At 57.3% G+C, this 18,370-nt stretch carries 16 protein-coding genes; 11 read left to right on the top strand and 5 right to left on the bottom strand.

What is annotated here, in order from left to right:
* Positions 1-185: 185 nt before the first annotated feature.
* The 5 genes from V6940_RS04050 to V6940_RS04030 are packed head-to-tail and all read left to right on the top strand — an operon-like array spanning position 186 to position 5,433.
* Positions 186-617 carry a MarR family winged helix-turn-helix transcriptional regulator gene (locus V6940_RS04050; RefSeq protein WP_333495003.1) on the top strand — a complete coding sequence of 144 codons (432 nt, stop codon included), beginning with the start codon at positions 186-188 and terminating at the stop codon, positions 615-617.
* Positions 617-2,269 carry an MFS transporter gene (locus V6940_RS04045; RefSeq protein ID WP_333494916.1) on the top strand — a complete coding sequence of 551 codons (1,653 nt, stop codon included), beginning with the start codon at positions 617-619 and terminating at the stop codon, positions 2,267-2,269. Before V6940_RS04050 ends, V6940_RS04045 begins: the two co-directional genes overlap by 1 nt.
* Positions 2,270-2,293: 24 nt before the next feature.
* Positions 2,294-3,379 carry an HlyD family secretion protein gene (locus tag V6940_RS04040; RefSeq protein ID WP_333494915.1) on the top strand — a complete coding sequence of 362 codons (1,086 nt, stop codon included), beginning with the start codon at positions 2,294-2,296 and terminating at the stop codon, positions 3,377-3,379.
* Positions 3,376-4,752, top strand: coding sequence for an efflux transporter outer membrane subunit (locus tag V6940_RS04035; protein WP_333494914.1), 1,377 nt, complete (start codon positions 3,376-3,378; stop codon positions 4,750-4,752). Before V6940_RS04040 ends, V6940_RS04035 begins: the two co-directional genes overlap by 4 nt.
* 21 nt (positions 4,753-4,773) lie before the next feature.
* A complete protein-coding gene (locus V6940_RS04030) occupies positions 4,774-5,433 on the top strand; it encodes an O-methyltransferase (RefSeq protein ID WP_333494913.1) in 660 nt (219 codons plus the stop codon).
* A 158-nt stretch (positions 5,434-5,591) separates the two neighbouring features.
* Here V6940_RS04030 and hrpA read toward each other — a convergent pair whose 3' ends face one another.
* The gene (hrpA, locus tag V6940_RS04025; RefSeq protein WP_333494912.1) at positions 5,592-9,494 is read right to left on the bottom strand and encodes an ATP-dependent RNA helicase HrpA; all 3,903 of its coding nucleotides are present in this window, start codon (positions 9,492-9,494) and stop codon (positions 5,592-5,594) included.
* Between the two features lie 199 nt (positions 9,495-9,693).
* Here hrpA and azoR point away from each other — a divergent pair, with 199 nt between their 5' ends.
* Positions 9,694-10,296: an FMN-dependent NADH-azoreductase gene (azoR, locus tag V6940_RS04020; protein ID WP_035893172.1), complete on the top strand. Its 603-nt coding sequence runs from the start codon at positions 9,694-9,696 to the stop codon at positions 10,294-10,296.
* Between the two features lie 94 nt (positions 10,297-10,390).
* Here azoR and V6940_RS04015 read toward each other — a convergent pair whose 3' ends face one another.
* Together V6940_RS04015 and V6940_RS04010 are read right to left on the bottom strand one after the other, a co-directional pair.
* A complete protein-coding gene (locus tag V6940_RS04015) occupies positions 10,391-10,798 on the bottom strand; it encodes a GFA family protein (protein WP_333494911.1) in 408 nt (135 codons plus the stop codon).
* Positions 10,799-10,809: 11 nt separating this feature from the next.
* A complete protein-coding gene (locus V6940_RS04010; protein ID WP_333494910.1) occupies positions 10,810-11,676 on the bottom strand; it encodes an aldo/keto reductase family oxidoreductase in 867 nt (288 codons plus the stop codon).
* Between the two features lie 247 nt (positions 11,677-11,923).
* On the opposite strand from V6940_RS04010, the gene V6940_RS04005 reads away from it, so the two are divergent.
* Together V6940_RS04005 and V6940_RS04000 are read left to right on the top strand one after the other, a co-directional pair.
* On the top strand, positions 11,924-12,931 hold the full coding sequence (locus V6940_RS04005) for a zinc-binding alcohol dehydrogenase family protein (RefSeq protein ID WP_333494909.1): 1,008 nt from the start codon (positions 11,924-11,926) through the stop codon (positions 12,929-12,931).
* 1 nt (position 12,932) lies between these two features.
* Positions 12,933-13,220, top strand: a complete 288-nt coding sequence (locus V6940_RS04000; protein ID WP_333494908.1) for a putative quinol monooxygenase — start codon at positions 12,933-12,935, stop codon at positions 13,218-13,220.
* A gap of 3 nt (positions 13,221-13,223) precedes the next feature.
* Here V6940_RS04000 and V6940_RS03995 read toward each other — a convergent pair whose 3' ends face one another.
* Positions 13,224-14,126, bottom strand: a complete 903-nt coding sequence (locus V6940_RS03995) for an alpha/beta hydrolase (protein ID WP_333494907.1) — start codon at positions 14,124-14,126, stop codon at positions 13,224-13,226.
* A gap of 674 nt (positions 14,127-14,800) precedes the next feature.
* Here V6940_RS03995 and V6940_RS03990 point away from each other — a divergent pair.
* From V6940_RS03990 to V6940_RS03980, 3 genes are read left to right on the top strand one after another with little or no spacing between them, the layout of a single operon-like run.
* Positions 14,801-15,868, top strand: coding sequence for an ABC transporter substrate-binding protein (locus tag V6940_RS03990; RefSeq protein ID WP_333494906.1), 1,068 nt, complete (start codon positions 14,801-14,803; stop codon positions 15,866-15,868).
* Complete coding sequence (locus V6940_RS03985; RefSeq protein ID WP_185668670.1) at positions 15,855-16,862, top strand: FecCD family ABC transporter permease; 1,008 nt, start codon at positions 15,855-15,857, stop codon at positions 16,860-16,862. Before V6940_RS03990 ends, V6940_RS03985 begins: the two co-directional genes overlap by 14 nt.
* Entirely contained in the window at positions 16,859-17,617 is a 759-nt protein-coding gene (locus tag V6940_RS03980; RefSeq protein ID WP_333494905.1) for an ABC transporter ATP-binding protein, read from the top strand. Before V6940_RS03985 ends, V6940_RS03980 begins: the two co-directional genes overlap by 4 nt.
* On the opposite strand, the gene V6940_RS03975 is transcribed toward V6940_RS03980, so the two are convergent.
* Positions 17,592-18,332: a substrate-binding domain-containing protein gene (locus V6940_RS03975; RefSeq protein ID WP_333494904.1), complete on the bottom strand. Its 741-nt coding sequence runs from the start codon at positions 18,330-18,332 to the stop codon at positions 17,592-17,594. The genes V6940_RS03980 and V6940_RS03975 overlap by 26 nt on opposite strands.
* Between the last annotated feature and the right edge of the window lie 38 nt (positions 18,333-18,370).

Below are 18,370 nucleotides of genomic sequence, written 5' to 3'. Positions count from 1 at the left end.
GAGGCGTGTTAACGCCGACTCCGGGTGTTTTCCCGGCGGCGCTTCGCTTGGCCGGGCGACAGAAGCATTCGTATAGCAAACAAATAATCTCCTTCCTATAACATTTATTTTTCACATTCACTTGAATTATGGTTTTCGGCGAACGTAGAATCATTAGAGCTCTAATGATCATGAACACATCGCCTATGGATAACCGTCAGCTTAATTTTTCGCATCTCCTCTATCTCACCGCCCATCACTGGCGGCTGGCGGTAAACCGTCGGCTGAAAGACCTCGGCATGAGCCAGGCCACATGGGTCGCCGTTGCCAGCATTGCGCGCAACGAACAGCCGCTATCGCAAGCTGAACTTGCTCAGGAATTGGGTGTAGAAAGCGCCACCGTGGTGCCGCTGATTAACAAACTGGTAGAGGCCGGACTGGTCGAGCGAGTGCTCACCGAGCGCGATAAACGTAAGCGACTGCTGGTCGCGACGCCAAAAGGCCTTGAACTTTATCATCAGGTGAAAGCCGTGGCGGATGAACTGCGTGAAGAAATTCTGACGGTCATTACCCCAGAAGAACAAGAGATCACCCACAACGTACTGACCCGGTTACTGCGCGAAGTGGAGAAGAAATAATGGCTCCACCGCGCCGCGACCCTTACGCCCCGCACGATTGGGCGCCCCACGAAAAACCGGCGATCCTCGGCTCACCGTCAACGCCTATTCACAGCGCACCGAAACGCGTGGCCTACGGCATCGTCGGCCTGCTGGTCTGCCTGACCGGGGCGCTGGGCAACGCGGTGGTCACCGCTAACCTACAAAACCTGCAGGGTTCGTTTGCCGCCTGGTCGACGGAAATTGCCTGGCTGCCTGCCGTGTACGTGATGACCAACGTCTCGATTAACCTGCTGTTGGTGAAATTCCGTCAGCAGTTTGGCCTGCGGGCGTTTACCGAAGGCTTTCTGGTGCTCTACGTACTGGTCACCTTCTTTCACCTGTTCGTCAACGACCTCAGTTCCGCGCTGATGGTGCGCGCCGCCCACGGCATGGTGGCCGCAGCGCTAAGTTCGCTCGGGATCTATTATCAGGTGCAGGCCTGGCCGGCAAAACACCGCCTGAAGGCGTTGACCATTGGGATAACCGGCTCGTCGCTGGCGATCCCCATCGCTCGCCTGTTCTCTACCGAACTGCTGCAAATCGATGAATGGCGCGGGCTCTATTTCTTCGAACTGGGGCTAGCGCTGGTATCGTTGGCCTGCGTTATCGCCCTTAAGCTGCCGCCGAGCGATCGCAAAAAAGTGTTCGAGAAGAAGGATTTTATTACCTTTATTCTACTGGCTCCCGGCATGGCGCTGATTTGCGCCGTGCTGTCGCTGGGCCGTCTTGACTGGTGGTTTGAAGCGCCGTGGATTGGCTGGTCGCTCGCAGCGGCGGTGGTGCTGATCGTATCGGCCATTATCTTTGAACATAACCGCACCAACCCGCTGCTCAATACCCGTTGGCTCTCCAGCGGCAGTATTTTGCGCCTGGGGCTGATTATGGTGCTGATCCGCATCGTGCTGGCGGAGCAGAACACTGGCGTGATCGGCTGGCTTCAGTACGTAGGTCTGCAAAATGAGCAGATGACGACGCTGGCCTGGTCCATTTTTGCCGGTATTACCTGCGGGATTATCGCCAGTTGTTTGACGCTTAACCCGCGCCGCCTCTACTGGCCGACCGCCACGGCGCTGACCCTCATCATGGTAGCCTCGCTGCTGGATAGCCAGTCGACCAGCCTGACGCGCCCGGACCAGCTAATGTTCAGCCAGTTCCTGCTCGGTTTTGGCAGCGCCTTCTTCCTCGCGCCCGCCATGCTCGCGGGCATCGGCGGGGTGATTGCCGATCAGCGAAATCTGGTGAGCTTTTCGGTGCTGTTTGGCATGAGCCAGAACATTGGCGGCCTGCTCGGCTCTGCGATCCTCGGCACTTTCCAGACCTGGCGCGAGAAGTTTCACTCCAGCCAGCTTGCCGACCAGATAACCACCCTCAATCCGGTGATTAACGAGCGACTACAGCTTTACGCCCAGCAGTATCAGAGCCAGCTTGGCGATAGCGTGCTTTTGAACGTTCAGGCCAGTACCGTGCTGCAAAACCTCTCCACGCTGGAGGCCAATATTCTCGCCTACAATGACACTTATCTGCTGACGGCGGCTATTTCTGCCGCCACGCTGCTGTGGGTGTTCTGGCGATTATTAAGATTGCGTATTACCGCCCATATCGCGCTGAAACGTGCGACGGGAAGCAAATAACAACAAGAGAGATCTGGAGTCGTTATGAGTCAGCAGGATGCGGCCCAACAACAGGCCAATACCCGAAACAATATCCGCGTGGTATCCATTTTTACCGCTGCGGCCATCGGCCTCGTCGGCGTACTGGTGATTCTGTACGCCTGGCAGCTACCGCCGTTTACCCGCCACAGTCAGTTTACCGATAACGCCTACGTGCGCGGCCAGACCACTTTTATCAGCCCACAGGTCAGCGGCTACGTCACCGGGGTCAACGTGCAGGACTTTAACCAGGTCAAAAAAGGCCAGGTGCTGTTCCAGATTGATGACCGCATCTATAAGCAGCGCGTACACCAGGCACAGGCGCAGCTGGCAATGAAGGAAGCGGTGCTGCGCAATAACCTCCAGCAGCGCAAAAGCGCCGAAGCGGTGATTGTCCGCAATGAGGCGGTGCTGCAAAACGCCCGCGCGCAGAATCTGAAATCGCAGGCGGATTTAAAGCGCGTCCAGGATCTGACGGCAGACGGCTCGCTGTCGGTTCGTGAGCGTGACTCTGCCCGCGCCAGCGCCGCTCAGGGGACGGCGGATATTGAGCAGGCGAAGGCGACGCTGGAGATGTCAAAGCAGGATCTGCAGACCACCATCGTCAACCGTGACGCGCTGGAGGCCGACGTGGCCAACGCCAAAGCCTCGCTGGAGCTGGCGGAGATTGACCTACAAAACACGCGCATTATCGCCCCCACCGACGGCCAGCTTGGGCAAATCGCCGTGCGGCTTGGCGCGTACGTCACCGCCGGAACGCACTTAACGCCGCTGGTGCCGCCGCAGCATTGGGTTATCGCCAATCTGAAAGAGACTCAGCTTGCAACAGTGCGTATCGGCCAGCCGGCGACCTTTACCGTCGATGCGCTCAACAGCGAGAAATTCAGCGGTATCGTGCAGAGCATTTCACCGGCCACCGGCGTGGAATTCAGCGCGATTTCGCCGGATAACGCCACCGGTAACTTTGTCAAAATCGCCCAGCGAATTCCGGTGCGTATTGCGGTGGATGAAGGACAGAAAAACCTGCAGCGTCTGCGCCCGGGGATGTCGGTACAGGTGACGATAGATACCCGCGCGGAGACGAAACCATGATCCGCCCCGTCGCCCTTGCGCTGGCTCTCGCGCTGGTCGGCTGCCAGTCAGCCGACGTGCAGCGAGCCGAACCGACGCTGGCTATTCCTGCCGCCTGGCGCGCCGATATTGGCCCTACAAGCCCGGTCGAGGGGGTATGGTGGCGCAATTTTCACGACAGCGTGCTCAACCAGTACGTTGACCAGGCGCTACGCTACAACAGCGATGTGCTGATCGCCCGCGAACGAGTGAATGAATATCAGGCGCGCGCCTATGCCACCGATGGCAGCCTGTTCCCCACGCTGGACGCCGGGCTGACCGGCACCCGCGCCCGAGCGCAGTCTGCCGCTACGGGGTTACCGATTCACAGCACCGTCTATAAAGGCGGGCTGACCGCCAGCTACGATGTTGATCTCTGGGGGGCGAATCGCAGCGCGTCCGATGCCGCTGAGGCAACTCTGGAGGCGCAAAAAGCCGCCGCCGCTGCCGCAGATTTGACGGTCGCGACCTCGGTATCCGTCGGCTATATCACCCTGCTGTCGCTCGACGAGCAGCTACAGGTCACAGAACAAACGCTAAAGTCGCGGGAAGAGGCATATAAGCTGGCAAAGCGCCAGTATGAAACCGGCTACACCTCCCGCCTCGAACTGATGCAGGCGGACTCAGCGCTGCGTTCTACCCGTGCTCAGGTGCCGCTGCTGCGCCATCAAATTGCCCAGCAGGAAAATGCTCTTAGCGTGCTGCTCGGCAATAACCCCGGCGAAGTGAAACGCAACGCGTTTGATACACTCACCCCGCTTTCGCTGCCGTCGCAGCTCCCCTCTACGCTGCTTAATCGCCGCCCCGATATCGCTCAGGCCCAGCGCCAGCTGATCGCCGCCGATGCGACTCTGGCATCATCGCAGGCCAAACTTCTGCCGTCGATTAACCTGACGGCAACCGGCAGCTTCCAGGACCGCACGCTGCCAGACCTGCTCGATAACCCGCTGCGACTCTGGAGTATTGGCGGCAGTATTCTTGCGCCGTTGCTCAACCGTCAGGCGCTGAATGCGCAGGTCGACGTATCGATGGCCCAGCGCAATCAGGCGCTGTACAGCTATGAAAAAACGGTGCGCAGCGCGTTTAAAGAGGTCAACGACAGCCTCGATGCCATTACCCGCTACGGCGAGCAACTGACTGAATTGCAGGGTCAGGAGGAGGTGGCACAGGAGACGTTGCGGCTAGCACAGAATCGTTATAACAACGGCTACTCTTCTTATCTCGATGTGCTGGATGCTCAGCGAACGCTGTTCTCAACGCAAATCAGCGTGGTACAGGTGAAAAATAATCTGCTGCTGGCGCAAATCGATCTTTACCGGTCGCTAGGAGGCGGCTGGTCTTCGCTGTCAGGCTGACAAATCCCAAGGGGTGTCACAATGCAAAAACAGTGGTCGGACGTTGATAATTATTTAATCGATAACCTGATTCCCGGCGATGCCGTGCTGTCTCAGGTGCTGGAAAACAACCATCGCGCTGGCCTGCCCGCGCACGACGTGGCGGCCAATCAGGGGCAACTGCTGGCGCTGTTTATCCGTATGGTGGGGGCAAAATCCATTCTGGAGATTGGTACGTTAGGCGCGTACAGCACCATCTGGATGGCACGCGAACTGCCGCCGAATGGGCGGTTAATTACCCTCGAGGCCGATCCGCTGCACGCCCGTGTGGCGCGAGAGAATATCGCACTCGCCGGGCTTGATAGCGTGGTGACGCTGCGTGAAGGTCCGGCGCTGGATTCTTTGGCAACGCTTGAGGATGCCGCGCCGTTTGACGTGATTTTTATTGATGCCGATAAGCCAAATAACCCTTATTACCTGCAATGGGCGCTGAAATATTCTCGCCCAGGCACGCTCATCATCGGCGATAACGTGGTGCGCGACGGAGAGGTAACCAACCCCAACAGCACAGACGACCGCGTGCTCGGCGTGCGTCGGTTTATTGAGATGATGCATAACGATCCGCGCCTGACGGTCACGGCGCTGCAAACGGTCGGCATTAAGGGGTGGGATGGGTTTACGTTGGCGTGGGTGAACGCGTAAACCACGGTGACGCCCCGGGGTCGGCGTACGCCTCGCCCGGGCTACAACATTATGTAGGCCGGATAAGGCAATGCCGCCATCCGGCAATGTGCCGGAATCTGCCCGATGGCACTACGCTTATCGGGCCTACAACACCGTGTGGTCCAGTACCAGAGGGATCAGGCGACGATCTGTTCCATCGCTTGCAGGATACGTTTATCCGAAATCGGATACGGCGTCCCCAACTGCTGAGCAAAGAAGCTGACGCGCAGCTCTTCAATCATCCAGCGAATTTCCTTCACATCATCATCTTCACGACGCGACGGTGGCAGCTTGTTTAACCACTGCTGCCACGCCTGCTGCACGCTTTCCACTTTCAGCATCTGCGCGCGGTCGCGGTGTGGGTCGACGGCCATCTTCTCCAGACGTTTTTCAATCGCCTGCAGATAGCGCAGCGTATCGCCCAGACGACGGAAGCCGTTGCCGGTGACGAAGCCGCGGTACACCAGGCCGTTCATCTGCGCCTTAATGTCCGACAGCCCCAGCGCCATGCTCATGTCCACACGCCCTTTCAGTCGTTTATTGATGTTAAACACCGCCGTTAGAATTTGCTCAACCTGTTTGGCAATTTCAACCACCGTCTCATTAAGCTCGGCACGCACTTTCTCGTGCAGCGCGGCGAAGCCCGCCTCACTCCACACCGGCCCACCCGCTTCGTCAATCAGCTTGTCCACGCCGCAGGAGATGCAGTCATCAATCAAGTCCAGCACCTTGCCGTACGGATTAAAGTAAAGCCCGAGCTTCGCCTTGTTCGGCAGCTTTTCGTGCAGATACTTGATCGGCGACGGGATATTCAGCAACAGCAAACGACGCAAGCCGCGCCACATTGCCTGCTGCTGTTCCAGCTGGTTATCAAACAGCTTGATGGCGACGCTGTCACGTTCATCCACCAGCGCTGGCCAGGCTTTGACCTTATAGTTGCCGCGTTTCTGTTCGTAACGGTCCGGCAGGTCACCAAAGCTCCAGATATGCAGGCCATTTTGCTCGATACCGTCATCGGCGACCGACGACAGCGTCTCCTGCACTTTGCCCTTCAGCGTATCTTTCAACGCCTGCAATGAACGCCCTTCCTGGAGTTTTTTGTTTTTGTCGTCCACCACGCGGAAGCTGATTTTCAGGTGATCGGGTACCTGATCCCACTGCCAGGCTTCACGGTCGACGGTGACGCCGGTCATCCGGCGCAGTTCACGCTCCAGCGAATCCAGCAGCGGCAGTTCCAGCGGCGTCACACGGCCTAAGAAGGCCTCAGCATAGTTCGGCGCAGGCACAAAGTTGCGGCGCACCGGCTTCGGCAGCGATTTAATCAGCGCGATAATCAGCTCACGGCGCAGCCCTGGGATCTGCCACTCAAACCCGGCCTCTTCAACCTGGTTTAACAGCGGCAGCGGAATATGCACCGTCACACCATCGGCGTCAGCCCCCGGCTCAAACTGATAGGTCAGACGCAGCTTCAGGTTGCCCTGATGCCAGAAATTCGGGTAATCCAGCTTGCTGACCTGCTCCGCCCCTTCTTTGATCAGCATGCTCTTCTCAAAGTTGAGCAGATCCGGGGTTTCACGGCTGGCTTGCTTCCACCACTTATCAAAGTGGCGCGCGGAGATCACCTCGTGGCTGATACGCTGGTCATAGAACTCAAACATCGTCTCGTCATCCACCAGGATGTCGCGGCGACGTGATTTGTTTTCCAGTTCTTCAATTTCGGCACGCAGCTTCAGGTTGTCGCGGAAGAAGGCGTGACGGGTCTGCCAGTCGCCCTCAACCAGCGCGTGGCGGATAAACAGCTCGCGGCACAGCGCCGGGTCAATCTGGCTGTAGTTAACCTTACGTGCCGCCACAATAGGCAGACCGTAGACGGTCACTTTCTCGGTCGCCATCACCGCGCCCTGTGCCCGTTCCCAGTGCGGTTCACTGTAGGAGCGTTTAATCAGATGCTGCGCCACCGGCTCCACCCATTCCGGGTCGATGCGCGCGGCAATACGCCCCCACAGGCGGCTGGTTTCCACCAGTTCAGCGACCATCGTCCATTTTGGCGGTTTTTTGAATAAACCAGAGCCAGGGAAGATGGAGAAACGCGCGTTACGTGCACCGGTAAACTCCTGCTTGTCGGTATCTTTCATCCCGATGTGCGACAGCAGACCGGTCAGCAGCGAAATATGAATCTCACGGTACTCTGCCGGTTCACTGTTTACCGGAATGCCCAGCTCTTTCACTACCTGACGCAGTTGGGTGTAGATATCCTGCCACTCACGCACGCGCAGATAGTTGAGAAAATCGAGCTTACACTGGCGGCGGAACTGGTTCGACGACAGCGCTTTTTGCTGTTCGCCGAGGTAGTTCCACAGGTTCACAAAGGCCATAAAATCTGACTCTTTGTCGTGGAAACGGCGATGTTTTTCATCGGACGCCTGCTGTTTGTCCATTGGACGTTCGCGCGGGTCCTGAATAGAGAGCGCCGAGGTGATGATCATCGCCTCACGCACGCAGCCGTGTTTCTGCGCCTCCAGCACCATGCGCGCCAGACGCGGGTCGACCGGCAACTGGCTGAGCTGACGGCCCTGCGGTGTCAGCTTGTAGGCGGTGGCCTGTTCATCGGTGGTAATGGCGCCCAATTCTTCGAGCAGACGCACACCGTCCTGAATATTGCGTTTGTCCGGCGCTTCCACGAACGGGAACGCAGCGATATCGCCAAGCCCCAGTGCGGTCATCTGCAAAATAACGGACGCCAGGTTGGTACGCAAAATTTCCGGGTCGGTAAACTCCGGGCGCGAGAGGAAATCGTCTTCCGAATAGAGACGGATACAGATACCTTCCGACACACGGCCACAACGGCCTTTACGCTGGTTTGCGGAGGCCTGAGAAACCGGTTCGATCGGCAGACGCTGCACTTTGGTGCGATAGCTATAGCGGCTGATTCGCGCCGTACCGGGGTCAATCACGTACTTAATGCCCGGCACCGTCAGCGAGGTTTCCGCCACGTTGGTGGCCAGCACAATGCGCCGTCCGCTGTGCGACTGGAAGACGCGGTTCTGTTCACTGTTCGATAAGCGAGCGTAGAGCGGCAGGATCTCGGTATGGCGCAGGTCACGTTTACTCAGCGCGTCGGCGGTGTCGCGGATTTCACGCTCACCGCTCATAAAGATCAGAATATCGCCCGGCCCTTCCTGTCCCAGTTCATCGACGGCGTCGAAAATCGCCTGCAGCTGGTCACGATCGGTATCGTCCGCGTCTTCAACGATCGGACGATAGCGCACGTCTACCGGATAGGTACGACCGGAGACTTCGATTATCGGCGCGTTATTAAAGTGGCGCGAGAAGCGTTCCGGGTCGATGGTCGCCGAGGTGATGATTACTTTGAGATCGGGACGACGCGGCAGCAACTCCTTCAGGTAGCCGAGCAGGAAGTCGATGTTCAGGCTGCGTTCGTGCGCTTCATCAATAATGATAGTGTCGTACTGCATCAGCAGACGATCCTGCTGGATTTCCGCCAGCAGAATACCGTCGGTCATCAGCTTGACCATGGTGTTATCGCTGACGTGATCGCTAAAGCGAACCTTGTAGCCAATGCAGCCGCCCGGCTCGGTTTTCAGCTCTTCGGCAATACGATTGGCGACGGTACGCGCCGCCAGACGACGCGGCTGGGTATGGCCAATCAGCCCCTTGATCCCGCGCCCCAGTTCCATACAAATCTTCGGCAACTGGGTGGTTTTACCCGAACCGGTCTCCCCGGCAACAATCACCACCTGGTGGTCGCGCACGGCGTTGAGAATGTCTTGTTTCTTCTGGCTAACCGGCAGGTTTTCCGGGTACTCAATCACCGGACGCGCCGCTTCACGTAGCACAACCTTACCGGCAGCCTGTTCAATTTCCTGCGCCATCTCCTGGTAAATGGCCTGTTGTGCTTCAGGATTTTTAACCTTCTTAACGCCGTGCAGTCGGCGCGCAAAGCGCTGTTTATCCCGCAGCGTCAGCGCATCAAGGCGCTGGCTGAGCATCGCAAAGGTGATTTTTTGTTGTTCTGTCATAGTCTTATTGGGCAGTGCACTGCCGGGAAAAGCTCTCATAAAGAATCGTCATAGCATACCACACTTGCGCATTTCGAGCCTTGTTCAAAAAAACTGAACATAGACTTCGATATATTGCGCTATCTCTGTGGCAGGATTGTGAATAAAGTGTCATCAAGCAACAGGGCATCGCCCGTCAATCAAATATAAGGAATTACCTATGAGCAAAGTATTAGTTCTGAAATCCAGCATCCTGGCAGGCTACTCTCAATCAGGTCAGCTGTCCGACTATTTTGTTGAACAGTGGCGTGAAAAGCACTCCGCTGACGAAATCACCGTCCGTGACCTGGCTGCCAATCCAATTCCGGTGCTGGATGGCGAACTGGTCGGCGCGCTGCGCCCAAGCGACTCCCCACTGACCCCACGTCAGCAGGAAGCGCTGAAGCTCTCTGACGAACTGATTGCTGAGCTGCAAGCCCACGACGTGATTGTTATCGCCGCGCCGATGTATAACTTCAACATCCCTACGCAGCTGAAAAACTACTTCGACCTGATTGCCCGCGCTGGCGTCACCTTCCGTTACACCGAGAAAGGCCCGGAAGGTCTGGTAACCGGTAAACGCGCTATCGTACTGAGCAGCCGCGGCGGCATCCATAAAGATAGCCCAACTGACCTGATCACCCCATACCTGAACGTGTTCCTGGGCTTCATCGGGATCACCGACGTGAACGTGGTCTTCGCGGAAGGTATCGCCTACGGCCCAGAAGTGGCAACCAAAGCGACCTCTGATGCGAAAGCTGCGATCGACAGCCTGGTAGCGTAATCGCTCCGCAGTAAATATAAAAACCCTGCTCACATGAGCAGGGTTTTGTTTTTTGTATCCCGCCCAGGCGCAGCGCCGCCGGGACCGGCTCCGGCTACTTTTTGTCGAAGCGCAAATATCCCGCGATGCCACCGCCGCCGTCTTTCGGATGGTGAACACCGTCATGAACTTCTACACAGGCAAAATCAAACGGTGACACCCCCTCAAGACAGGCGACGTTAATCCCGTATTGCTGGGGGTTCGAGCGCCGCTGATGGAAGGTGTAAATCCCACATACCGAACAGAAAAAATGGACGGCCTCGCCGGTATTAAAGCGGTACTCCGTCAATTTATCCTGCCCACGCAGAATTTCGATGCCGGACAATGGCGCAGAAACCGCAACTGCACCGCGCATGCGGCAGTAAGAACAATTACAGCGACGAGCCGTGTTCAGGCCATCACTAAGCACCACGGTGAAAGCCACCGCGCCGCAGTGACACTGGGCAGAGCGTTTGTCCGTCATTAAGCCTCCCGTTATGCGCGAGCCGCGATGCCGTCGAGCGTCGCCAGCGCATCCTCAGGTAAGGTCAACTGCCCCGCCGCCATATTTTCCTGCAGATGCGTGACCGACGACGTACCGGGGATCAGCAGAATATTGGGTGAACGGTGCAGCAACCAGGCCAGCGCCACCTGCATCGGCGTGGCTTCAAGCGAACTTGCCACATCGTTCAACGCGGAAGATTGCAGCGGCGAGAATCCGCCCAGCGGGAAGTACGGCACATAGGCGATGCCGTCACGCGCCAGCGTATCAATCAGTTCGTCATCGCGGCGGTGTGCGATATTGTATTCGTTCTGCACGCAGACGATGTTCGCTATCTTACGCGCTTCCGCCACCTGCGTTGGCGTCACGTTACTCACCCCAATATGCTTGATAAGCCCCTGCTGCTGCAGTTCTGCCAGCACGCTAACGCTGGCTTCAATAGACCCTTCACGTGGTGCATGGCCGTCGCCGATCATCACGCGCATATTGACCACATCCAGCACATCAAGGCCGAGGTTACGCAGATTGTCATGCACCGCCTGCTTTAACTCCTCGGCGGAAAACGCCGGCAGCCAGGCGCCTTTGTCATCACGACGCGCGCCAATTTTCGTCACAATCACCAGGTCGTCAGCATAAGGATGCAGCGCTTCGCGGATAATCTGATTGGTCACGTGCGGGCCATAGAAGTCGCTGGTATCAATATGATTTACGCCAAGCGCCAGCGCTTCGCGCAGCACGGAAATTGCGGCATGTCTATCTTTTGGCGGACCAAATACGCCTGGGCCTGCCAGCTGCATCGCCCCGTAACCGAGGCGATTAACGAATTGAGAACCAAGGGAAAACGTAGTGTAACGGGTCATAACGCCCTGCCTGTAACATCATGATGAATGTGACCGTCAGTATAGGAACGCTTTTGAGGTTGCCACTGTGCTTTTCATGCCATAAACGCAAAAAAGTGACCCTGCCCACGTAATTCTCCGGCGCTGGACATGTTTTTTATAGGGATTTTCGCGATTTGCGAATAACACTTATCGCCAGCACGCTATTTTTCCCACGACGGCATGCTTCTACTATTCGGCTATTCCCATTGATACCCGGAGATATCACATGAAAGCATTCGCCATTACCCGCGCTGCCAGCGAAGGCAGCAACATCCCTTTTCTCAGCGAGATTGAACTGCCTATTCCTGAGGCGACGGGCCACGACCTGCTGGTCGAAGTCAAAGCCATTTCCGTGAACCCGGTAGACACCAAGGTTCGCGCCGGATTTAACGGTGACACGCCGCGTGTGCTGGGCTGGGATGCCGTTGGCGTCGTCAAAGCCGTGGGCCCGCAGGTGACGCTCTTCGCTCCTGGCGATGAAGTCTGGTACGCCGGTGCCCTGGGACGCCCGGGCAGCAACAGCGAGTTTCAATTGGTCGATGAACGTATTGTGGCGCTGAAACCACTCACGCTGGATAACGCCTCTGCCGCGGCGCTGCCATTAACGGCGATTACCGCCTGGGAATTGCTGTTTGACCGCCTTGGCGTTACCCGTGGGGGTAACGAGGGCGATACCCTGCTTATCGTCGGTGCGGCGGGCGGCGTAGGTTCCATCCTGACGCAACTGGCAAGCAAGCTCACCAGAATGACCGTGATCGGCACCGCTTCACGCCCTGAAAGCCAGCAGTGGGTGCGCAATGCCGGTGCGCATCACGTGATCGACCATCGCCAACCGCTGACTCAGGAACTGGCTCGTATTGGTATTCCAGCCGTGACGCATGTAGCCAGCCTCAACAATACCGACGAGCACTATCTTAAGTTGATTGCCGCCCTGGCGCCGCAGGGAAAGCTGGCACTCATTGACGATCCGCAGAGCCTCGATGCGCGCCCATTAAAGCTGAAAAGCATCTCGCTGCACTGGGAGTTTATGTTTACCCGCTCCATGTTTGAGACCCAGGACATCATTGCGCAGCATCAGTTGCTGACCGAAATAGCCACGCTTATCGATCAGAAAGTCATCACCACGACGCTTGGCGATCATTACGGTACCATCACCGCAGAAAACCTGCGCAAAGCGCACGCCCAGCTCGAAACCGGCCGGGCGGTGGGTAAAATTGTGCTGGAGGGATTTTAAAATGATTTCAATTATTGCCGTACTGAAGGCGAAAGCGGGTAAACGGGAAGCGTTAAGCGAGGCGCTGAAAGCGCTACTGGCCCCGACGCGTCAGGAGCCGGGAAACCATGACTACGCACTGTTTCAACTGCGCGATGAGCCGGACACCTTTTACGTCCGCGAGTCCTGGGATGACCAGGCGGCGCTGGAGACCCACGTGTCCCTCCCACATTTCCAGAGCTTTATCGGGCAGATGGACAGCCTGTTAGCCGAGCCGCTACGGCTGGACTATCTCACGCCCATCGAGTAAGCCCTACTCCTGTAGCCATTTTTCATAATGGGCAGGCCATTCGACGGTTTTCGTCCCCGGCCTGCCTAACGCGAAGCCATGTCCGCCAGTCGGATAACGGTACATCGTGACCGGCACCTGTTCGCGCAGACAAGCTGCCTGCATAATAAGCGTGTTATGCGGATCGGACACCGGATCGTCCTCAGCCTGTACCAGAAACATCGGCGGCGTACGCGGCGTAACGTATTGTTGCACCGACCACGCGGCCTCTTCGCTTTCTGTCGCCGATTTTCCCACCAGTATTTTATGCGTGGCGGTATGGGTATAGGGTTTCTCAAGCGTAATAACGGGATAAATCAGCGCCGCACGGCTGACGCTTGCTGGTCGTTCATCGAGCGCATCCTGCACCGGGTAGCTCTGATAATCCGCCCGCGTCGTTGCCATTCCCAGTAGATGCCCTCCGGCGGAGAACCCCAGCGCGCTCACCTGCTTTTCCCGTTGCGCCACCATCCGCAGCGCCCGTTGCGCGTCTTGCAGCGCCACCAGATTACCATCGTTCCAGCCTTCACCCGGCAACCGATAGCTCAACAGGTACGCGGTATAGCCTCGGGCAACCAGCCAGAGAGCCGCAGGCCAGCCTTCCATCGCCATCTCAATTCGCTGATAGCCGCCGCCCGCCGCAATCAATACGCCGTGTCCGTTAGGCGCGGTTGGCGTCAGTACCGTAAGCGAGGGTGTGACTATCTGGCTTTGCGCCCCTTTTTGACTTACCTGCATTGGCCCCATCGGCCCACCACCACCGGGCGGCGTGGCGGGCCAGAGCGGTATCGTCTGCTGTTGCCATGACGCAGCAAAAACCGATGAGAAACCGTATCGGGCTGAAAATAGTATAGCGGTGACACCCAACAAAAAATGGCGACGGTGCATAAGTGCATCTCGATAAGGACGGAATCAACAGTTAAGCAAAAAAGGAAGGATGAAAAATGGAGGATTTATGACCAATGGTTACAGAGGAATCCCGCCTGGTATGGGCTAAATTCCGAAAAGCGTACTACTGGATAAAAATACAGCTATTTTGATTGCTAGCGCCTGAGTGGCTGCTATAGGATCTTAGCAATCCCGAGCATTCGGGGGAGGCGCAATGTTGCGGGGACTTCATCCCCGGCGGCACCTGTTGCTGGAAAGAGAAAACCCCCGCACGTTGTTTGGTATAACCTGGCAACGTAACGAGGGCCATTCTTGAACCTCAACGACTCAAGGATAGCCGCGTACGGTTGCCATTGCAACACAGGCGGTTATATGACGTTCAGGGAAGCGTTAGTGATTGCGGTTGTGACATCAGTGGTTGGGCCTATCGTGGTCGTGCTGGTTTGTCACTTCTTCAACCTCTAATCTGACAGGAGCGTGATGCCTCGTCGCAATGACGGCATGCGCCCGAACCGGGCCACTGGGGTAAAACCTGGTGGCCTTTTTCGTTAAGGGTTTGTTATGCGTGGCATTGGCCGCAGATATTTAGGGGTAATATTCTCGGATGGTTTGCATTTTCCAACGTTATATAATCAAATACACATCGTTTATTTCCCCTCCTTACTGAGTGACTCATGTCGACATTACAACGTTTACTCCTTGGCCTGGCGCTAGCCTGCGCTAGCCTGGTGGCCGCTACCCCTGCGCTGGCCGATCGCACCGTAACCGATCAGCTTGGTCGTCAGGTGACCCTTCCCGATACCGTTAACCGCGTGGTGGTTCTCCAACACCAGACGCTAAATCTGTTAGTCCAACTCAACGCCTCTGACGATATCGTCGGCGTCCTGAGCAGCTGGAAAAAACAGCTCGGTCCTGAGTTTGCACGCTTTATGCCCGGCATTGAGAAACTGCCGATGCCGGGTGACCTGACCCAGGTCAATATCGAAAGCCTGCTGGCGCTGCACCCGCAGGTGGTGTTTATCGCCAACTACGCGCCAGAAGCGATGATTCAGCAGATCACGAACGCGGGCATCCCGGTTGTGGCCATTTCTCTGCGCGAAGATGCTGCTGGTGAGAAGAATAAGATGAACCCGACGATGGCGGATGAAGAGCACGCTTACAACGAAGGGCTCAAGCAGGGTATTCGTCTGATTGGTGAAGTCGTCAACCGCAAAGCGGAAGCCAACCAGCTTATCGACTACACCTTCAACGCTCGCGCGAAATTCAACGCCCCGGTAGCCAATATTCCGCAGGCGGAGAAAGTGCGTGTCTATATGGCGAACCCGGACCTGAACACCTACGGTTCCGGTAAATATACCGGCCTGATGATGCAGCATGCGGGCGCAATGAACGTGGCGGCGGCAACGGTAAAAGGCGCGCGTCAGGTTTCGCTTGAACAAGTATTACAGTGGAACCCGCAGGTGATTTTCGTCCAGGATCGTTACCCTGATGTGGTGAAACAAATCACCGCCGATCCGCAGTGGCAAGGCATTGATGCGGTCAAAAATCATCGCGTCTGGTTAATGCCGGAATACGCCAAAGCGTGGGGCTACCCGATGCCTGAAGCGCTGGCGATTGGCGAGCTGTGGATGGCGAAAAAGCTCTATCCGGAACGCTATAAAAACGTCGATGTCGATGCACAGGCGCAGGATTACTACCATCGTTTCTACCGTACCGACTGGCAGGCTAATGCACATCAGTAGTCATCCGAAAACGGTACAGGGTGGGCTGATGTTGCTCACCCTGGTCGTTGCCGTGGTCTCACTATGTTTTGGGCAGTATGGTTTGTCGATTGGCGATGTACTGAACCAGCTTATGCATCCGCACAGCGATGCCGATATTGCCCATCAGATTGTCTGGTCCGTACGCCTTCCTCGTATTCTGATGGCCCTGTTGGCAGGCGGCGCCCTGGGGTTGTGCGGCGCGACGTTACAGGGGGTGTTCCAGAACCCGCTGGTCGACCCGCATATTATCGGCGTGACCTCCGGCTCCGCCTTCGGCGGCACGTTAGCCATTCTGCTGGGCTTCAGCATGCCGATGATGATGGGCTCGACCTTCTTCTTCGGCCTGCTGGCGCTAACGCTGGTCTATCTACTGGCCGCGCTTCAGGGAAGAGAGAGCACGCTGGTGCTGATTCTCGCCGGGATTATTCTCAGCGGTTTCTTTGCCGCGCTGGTGAGCCTGATGCAGTACATGGCCGATACCGAAGAGGTGCTGCCTAATATTGTGTTCTGGCTGCTGGGCAGTTTTGCCACCGCCAACTGGACTAAAGTGCTGCTGCTGTCGATCCCCGTCGCCGTGGCGGCGCTGGTGCTCTACAAACTGCGCTGGCGTATCAATTTACTGTCGCTGGATGATAAAGATGCCCGTGCCCTTGGCGTGCGCGTCACTGCGCTACGCCGGGGTGTGCTGCTCTGCTGCGCGCTGCTGGTGGCTGCACAAGTGGCGGTAAGCGGCAGCATCGCCTGGGTGGGGTTGGTGATCCCGCATCTGGCCAGGATGCTCTCCGGTGCCGATCATCGCCGCCTGCTGCCCTGCGCATTCTGGATGGGGGCGAGCTTTATGATTCTGGTCGATGACCTCGCCCGCACGCTGACCGCCGCCGAAATCCCGATTGGGATCATCACCGCGCTGGTAGGTGCCCCGCTCTTCACCGTTATGCTGGTACGCGCAAGCCGAAAAGGAATGCTCAAATGACCCCAACGCTTTCCCTATCCCGGCTGGAGTACGGCCATAAAATGCCGCTGTTTGCGCCGCTCAGCCTGCACTGTCAGCCGGGTAAGGTCTGGGCTATTCTCGGCGCAAACGGGCGTGGGAAAAGTACTCTGCTGGACACCATCACCGGCGTGTTGCCGGCCATCGCGGGTGAGATTACCGTGACCGGCGGCGTGGGCATCGTTCCGCAGTCGTTTCGCCCGGCCTTTGCCTGGCGAGTACGGGAAGTGGTGTTGATGGGCCGCGCGCGGCATATCGCCCTCTTCTCGCAGCCACAGGAAGAAGATGAACAGCAGGTGATGGCAGCGCTGGAGCTGTTAAATATCACCGCGCTTGCCGACGCGCTGTTCAGCAACCTGTCTGGCGGCCAACAGCAGCTGGTGATGATTGCCCGTGCGCTCGTCAGCGCCAGTCAGAACATTTTGTTGGATGAACCCTGCTCGGCGCTGGATTTGGGAAATCAGCAAACGGTGCTACAGCTGATTAGCGATCTGGCCCACGCGCAGTCGCGCACGGTGATGTTCACTACCCACGACCCCACGCATGCATTGCAGGTCGCCAGCCATACGCTGCTGCTGTTGCCTGACCGTCAGTGGCTGGCAGGGCCGACCGACGAGATTGTGCAGGAACAGAACCTACAGCAGGCGTATGGGGTCAAAGTACGCAAGCTACAGCTTGAGGATTACCCGGCCGCCGTGGTCACGCCGCTGTTTACTCTGCGCCGCTCGCCAACATAAAGCCCGCATCGCGCAGGCAGCACAGCCCTTCATCCGCGAGGATAAACCGGTAGAACTGCCGCGCTGCGGCGCTATCGTCCAGCATGGCCATGTAGTAATCGCAGCGAATATTCCACTCCGCCGGGATAACCACGCTGCGCACATCCTGCTCATCTTGCAGTGCCGTTGCGTAGTGCGCGTAGCCGATAAACAGATCGGCTAACCCTTCGCGAATCAGCCAACTGCTCGCCATTTCACCCGCGGGAACCGTCAGTGAATCGCGCCCACCGACTAGCGGCATTGCCCGCTGTTTCAACGATTCGCCGAGTCCAGAAAAGCCCGCTTCAAGCTGTTCAAACAACTGCCAGGTGTAATCCCCCGAGGGATCGCACAGCGGCGTAGACGTACCGAGACGCAGCGATGGGTCGCTCAACAGTTCGAACCAGCTTTTATCCGCTGTCTGCGGAGTATTTCTGACCGTCAGAGTCAGCGTATTGCGCGCAAATATCCGCAGGTCGTGCGCCCGCCCGCTCTCGCAGAGCGTTTGCGGGTGCTGTCGGTTAGCGGAAGCAAAGAGCGAACACGGCGCCCCGCCCTCAATGCGCTCACGCAGTAGCCCGGCAGGTCCAAAAACAAGTTCAACGGGTATCCCGGTTTGAGCGGTAAAGAGAGACTGAAGCGGAATAAAAGCGCGGCGGAGGCTGCCCGCCGCCAGCAGAGTGAGTGTGGAGTTCATAGTAGGTACGCAAAAGCCTGGACATAAGCGTTATATTA

Source organism: Kluyvera sp. CHPC 1.251 (assembly GCF_036759945.1).
GTDB lineage: Bacteria > Pseudomonadota > Gammaproteobacteria > Enterobacterales > Enterobacteriaceae > Kluyvera > Kluyvera sichuanensis.
Note: the sequence above shows the minus strand (reverse complement) of the source record. Positions and strands in the feature narration are given on the sequence as shown.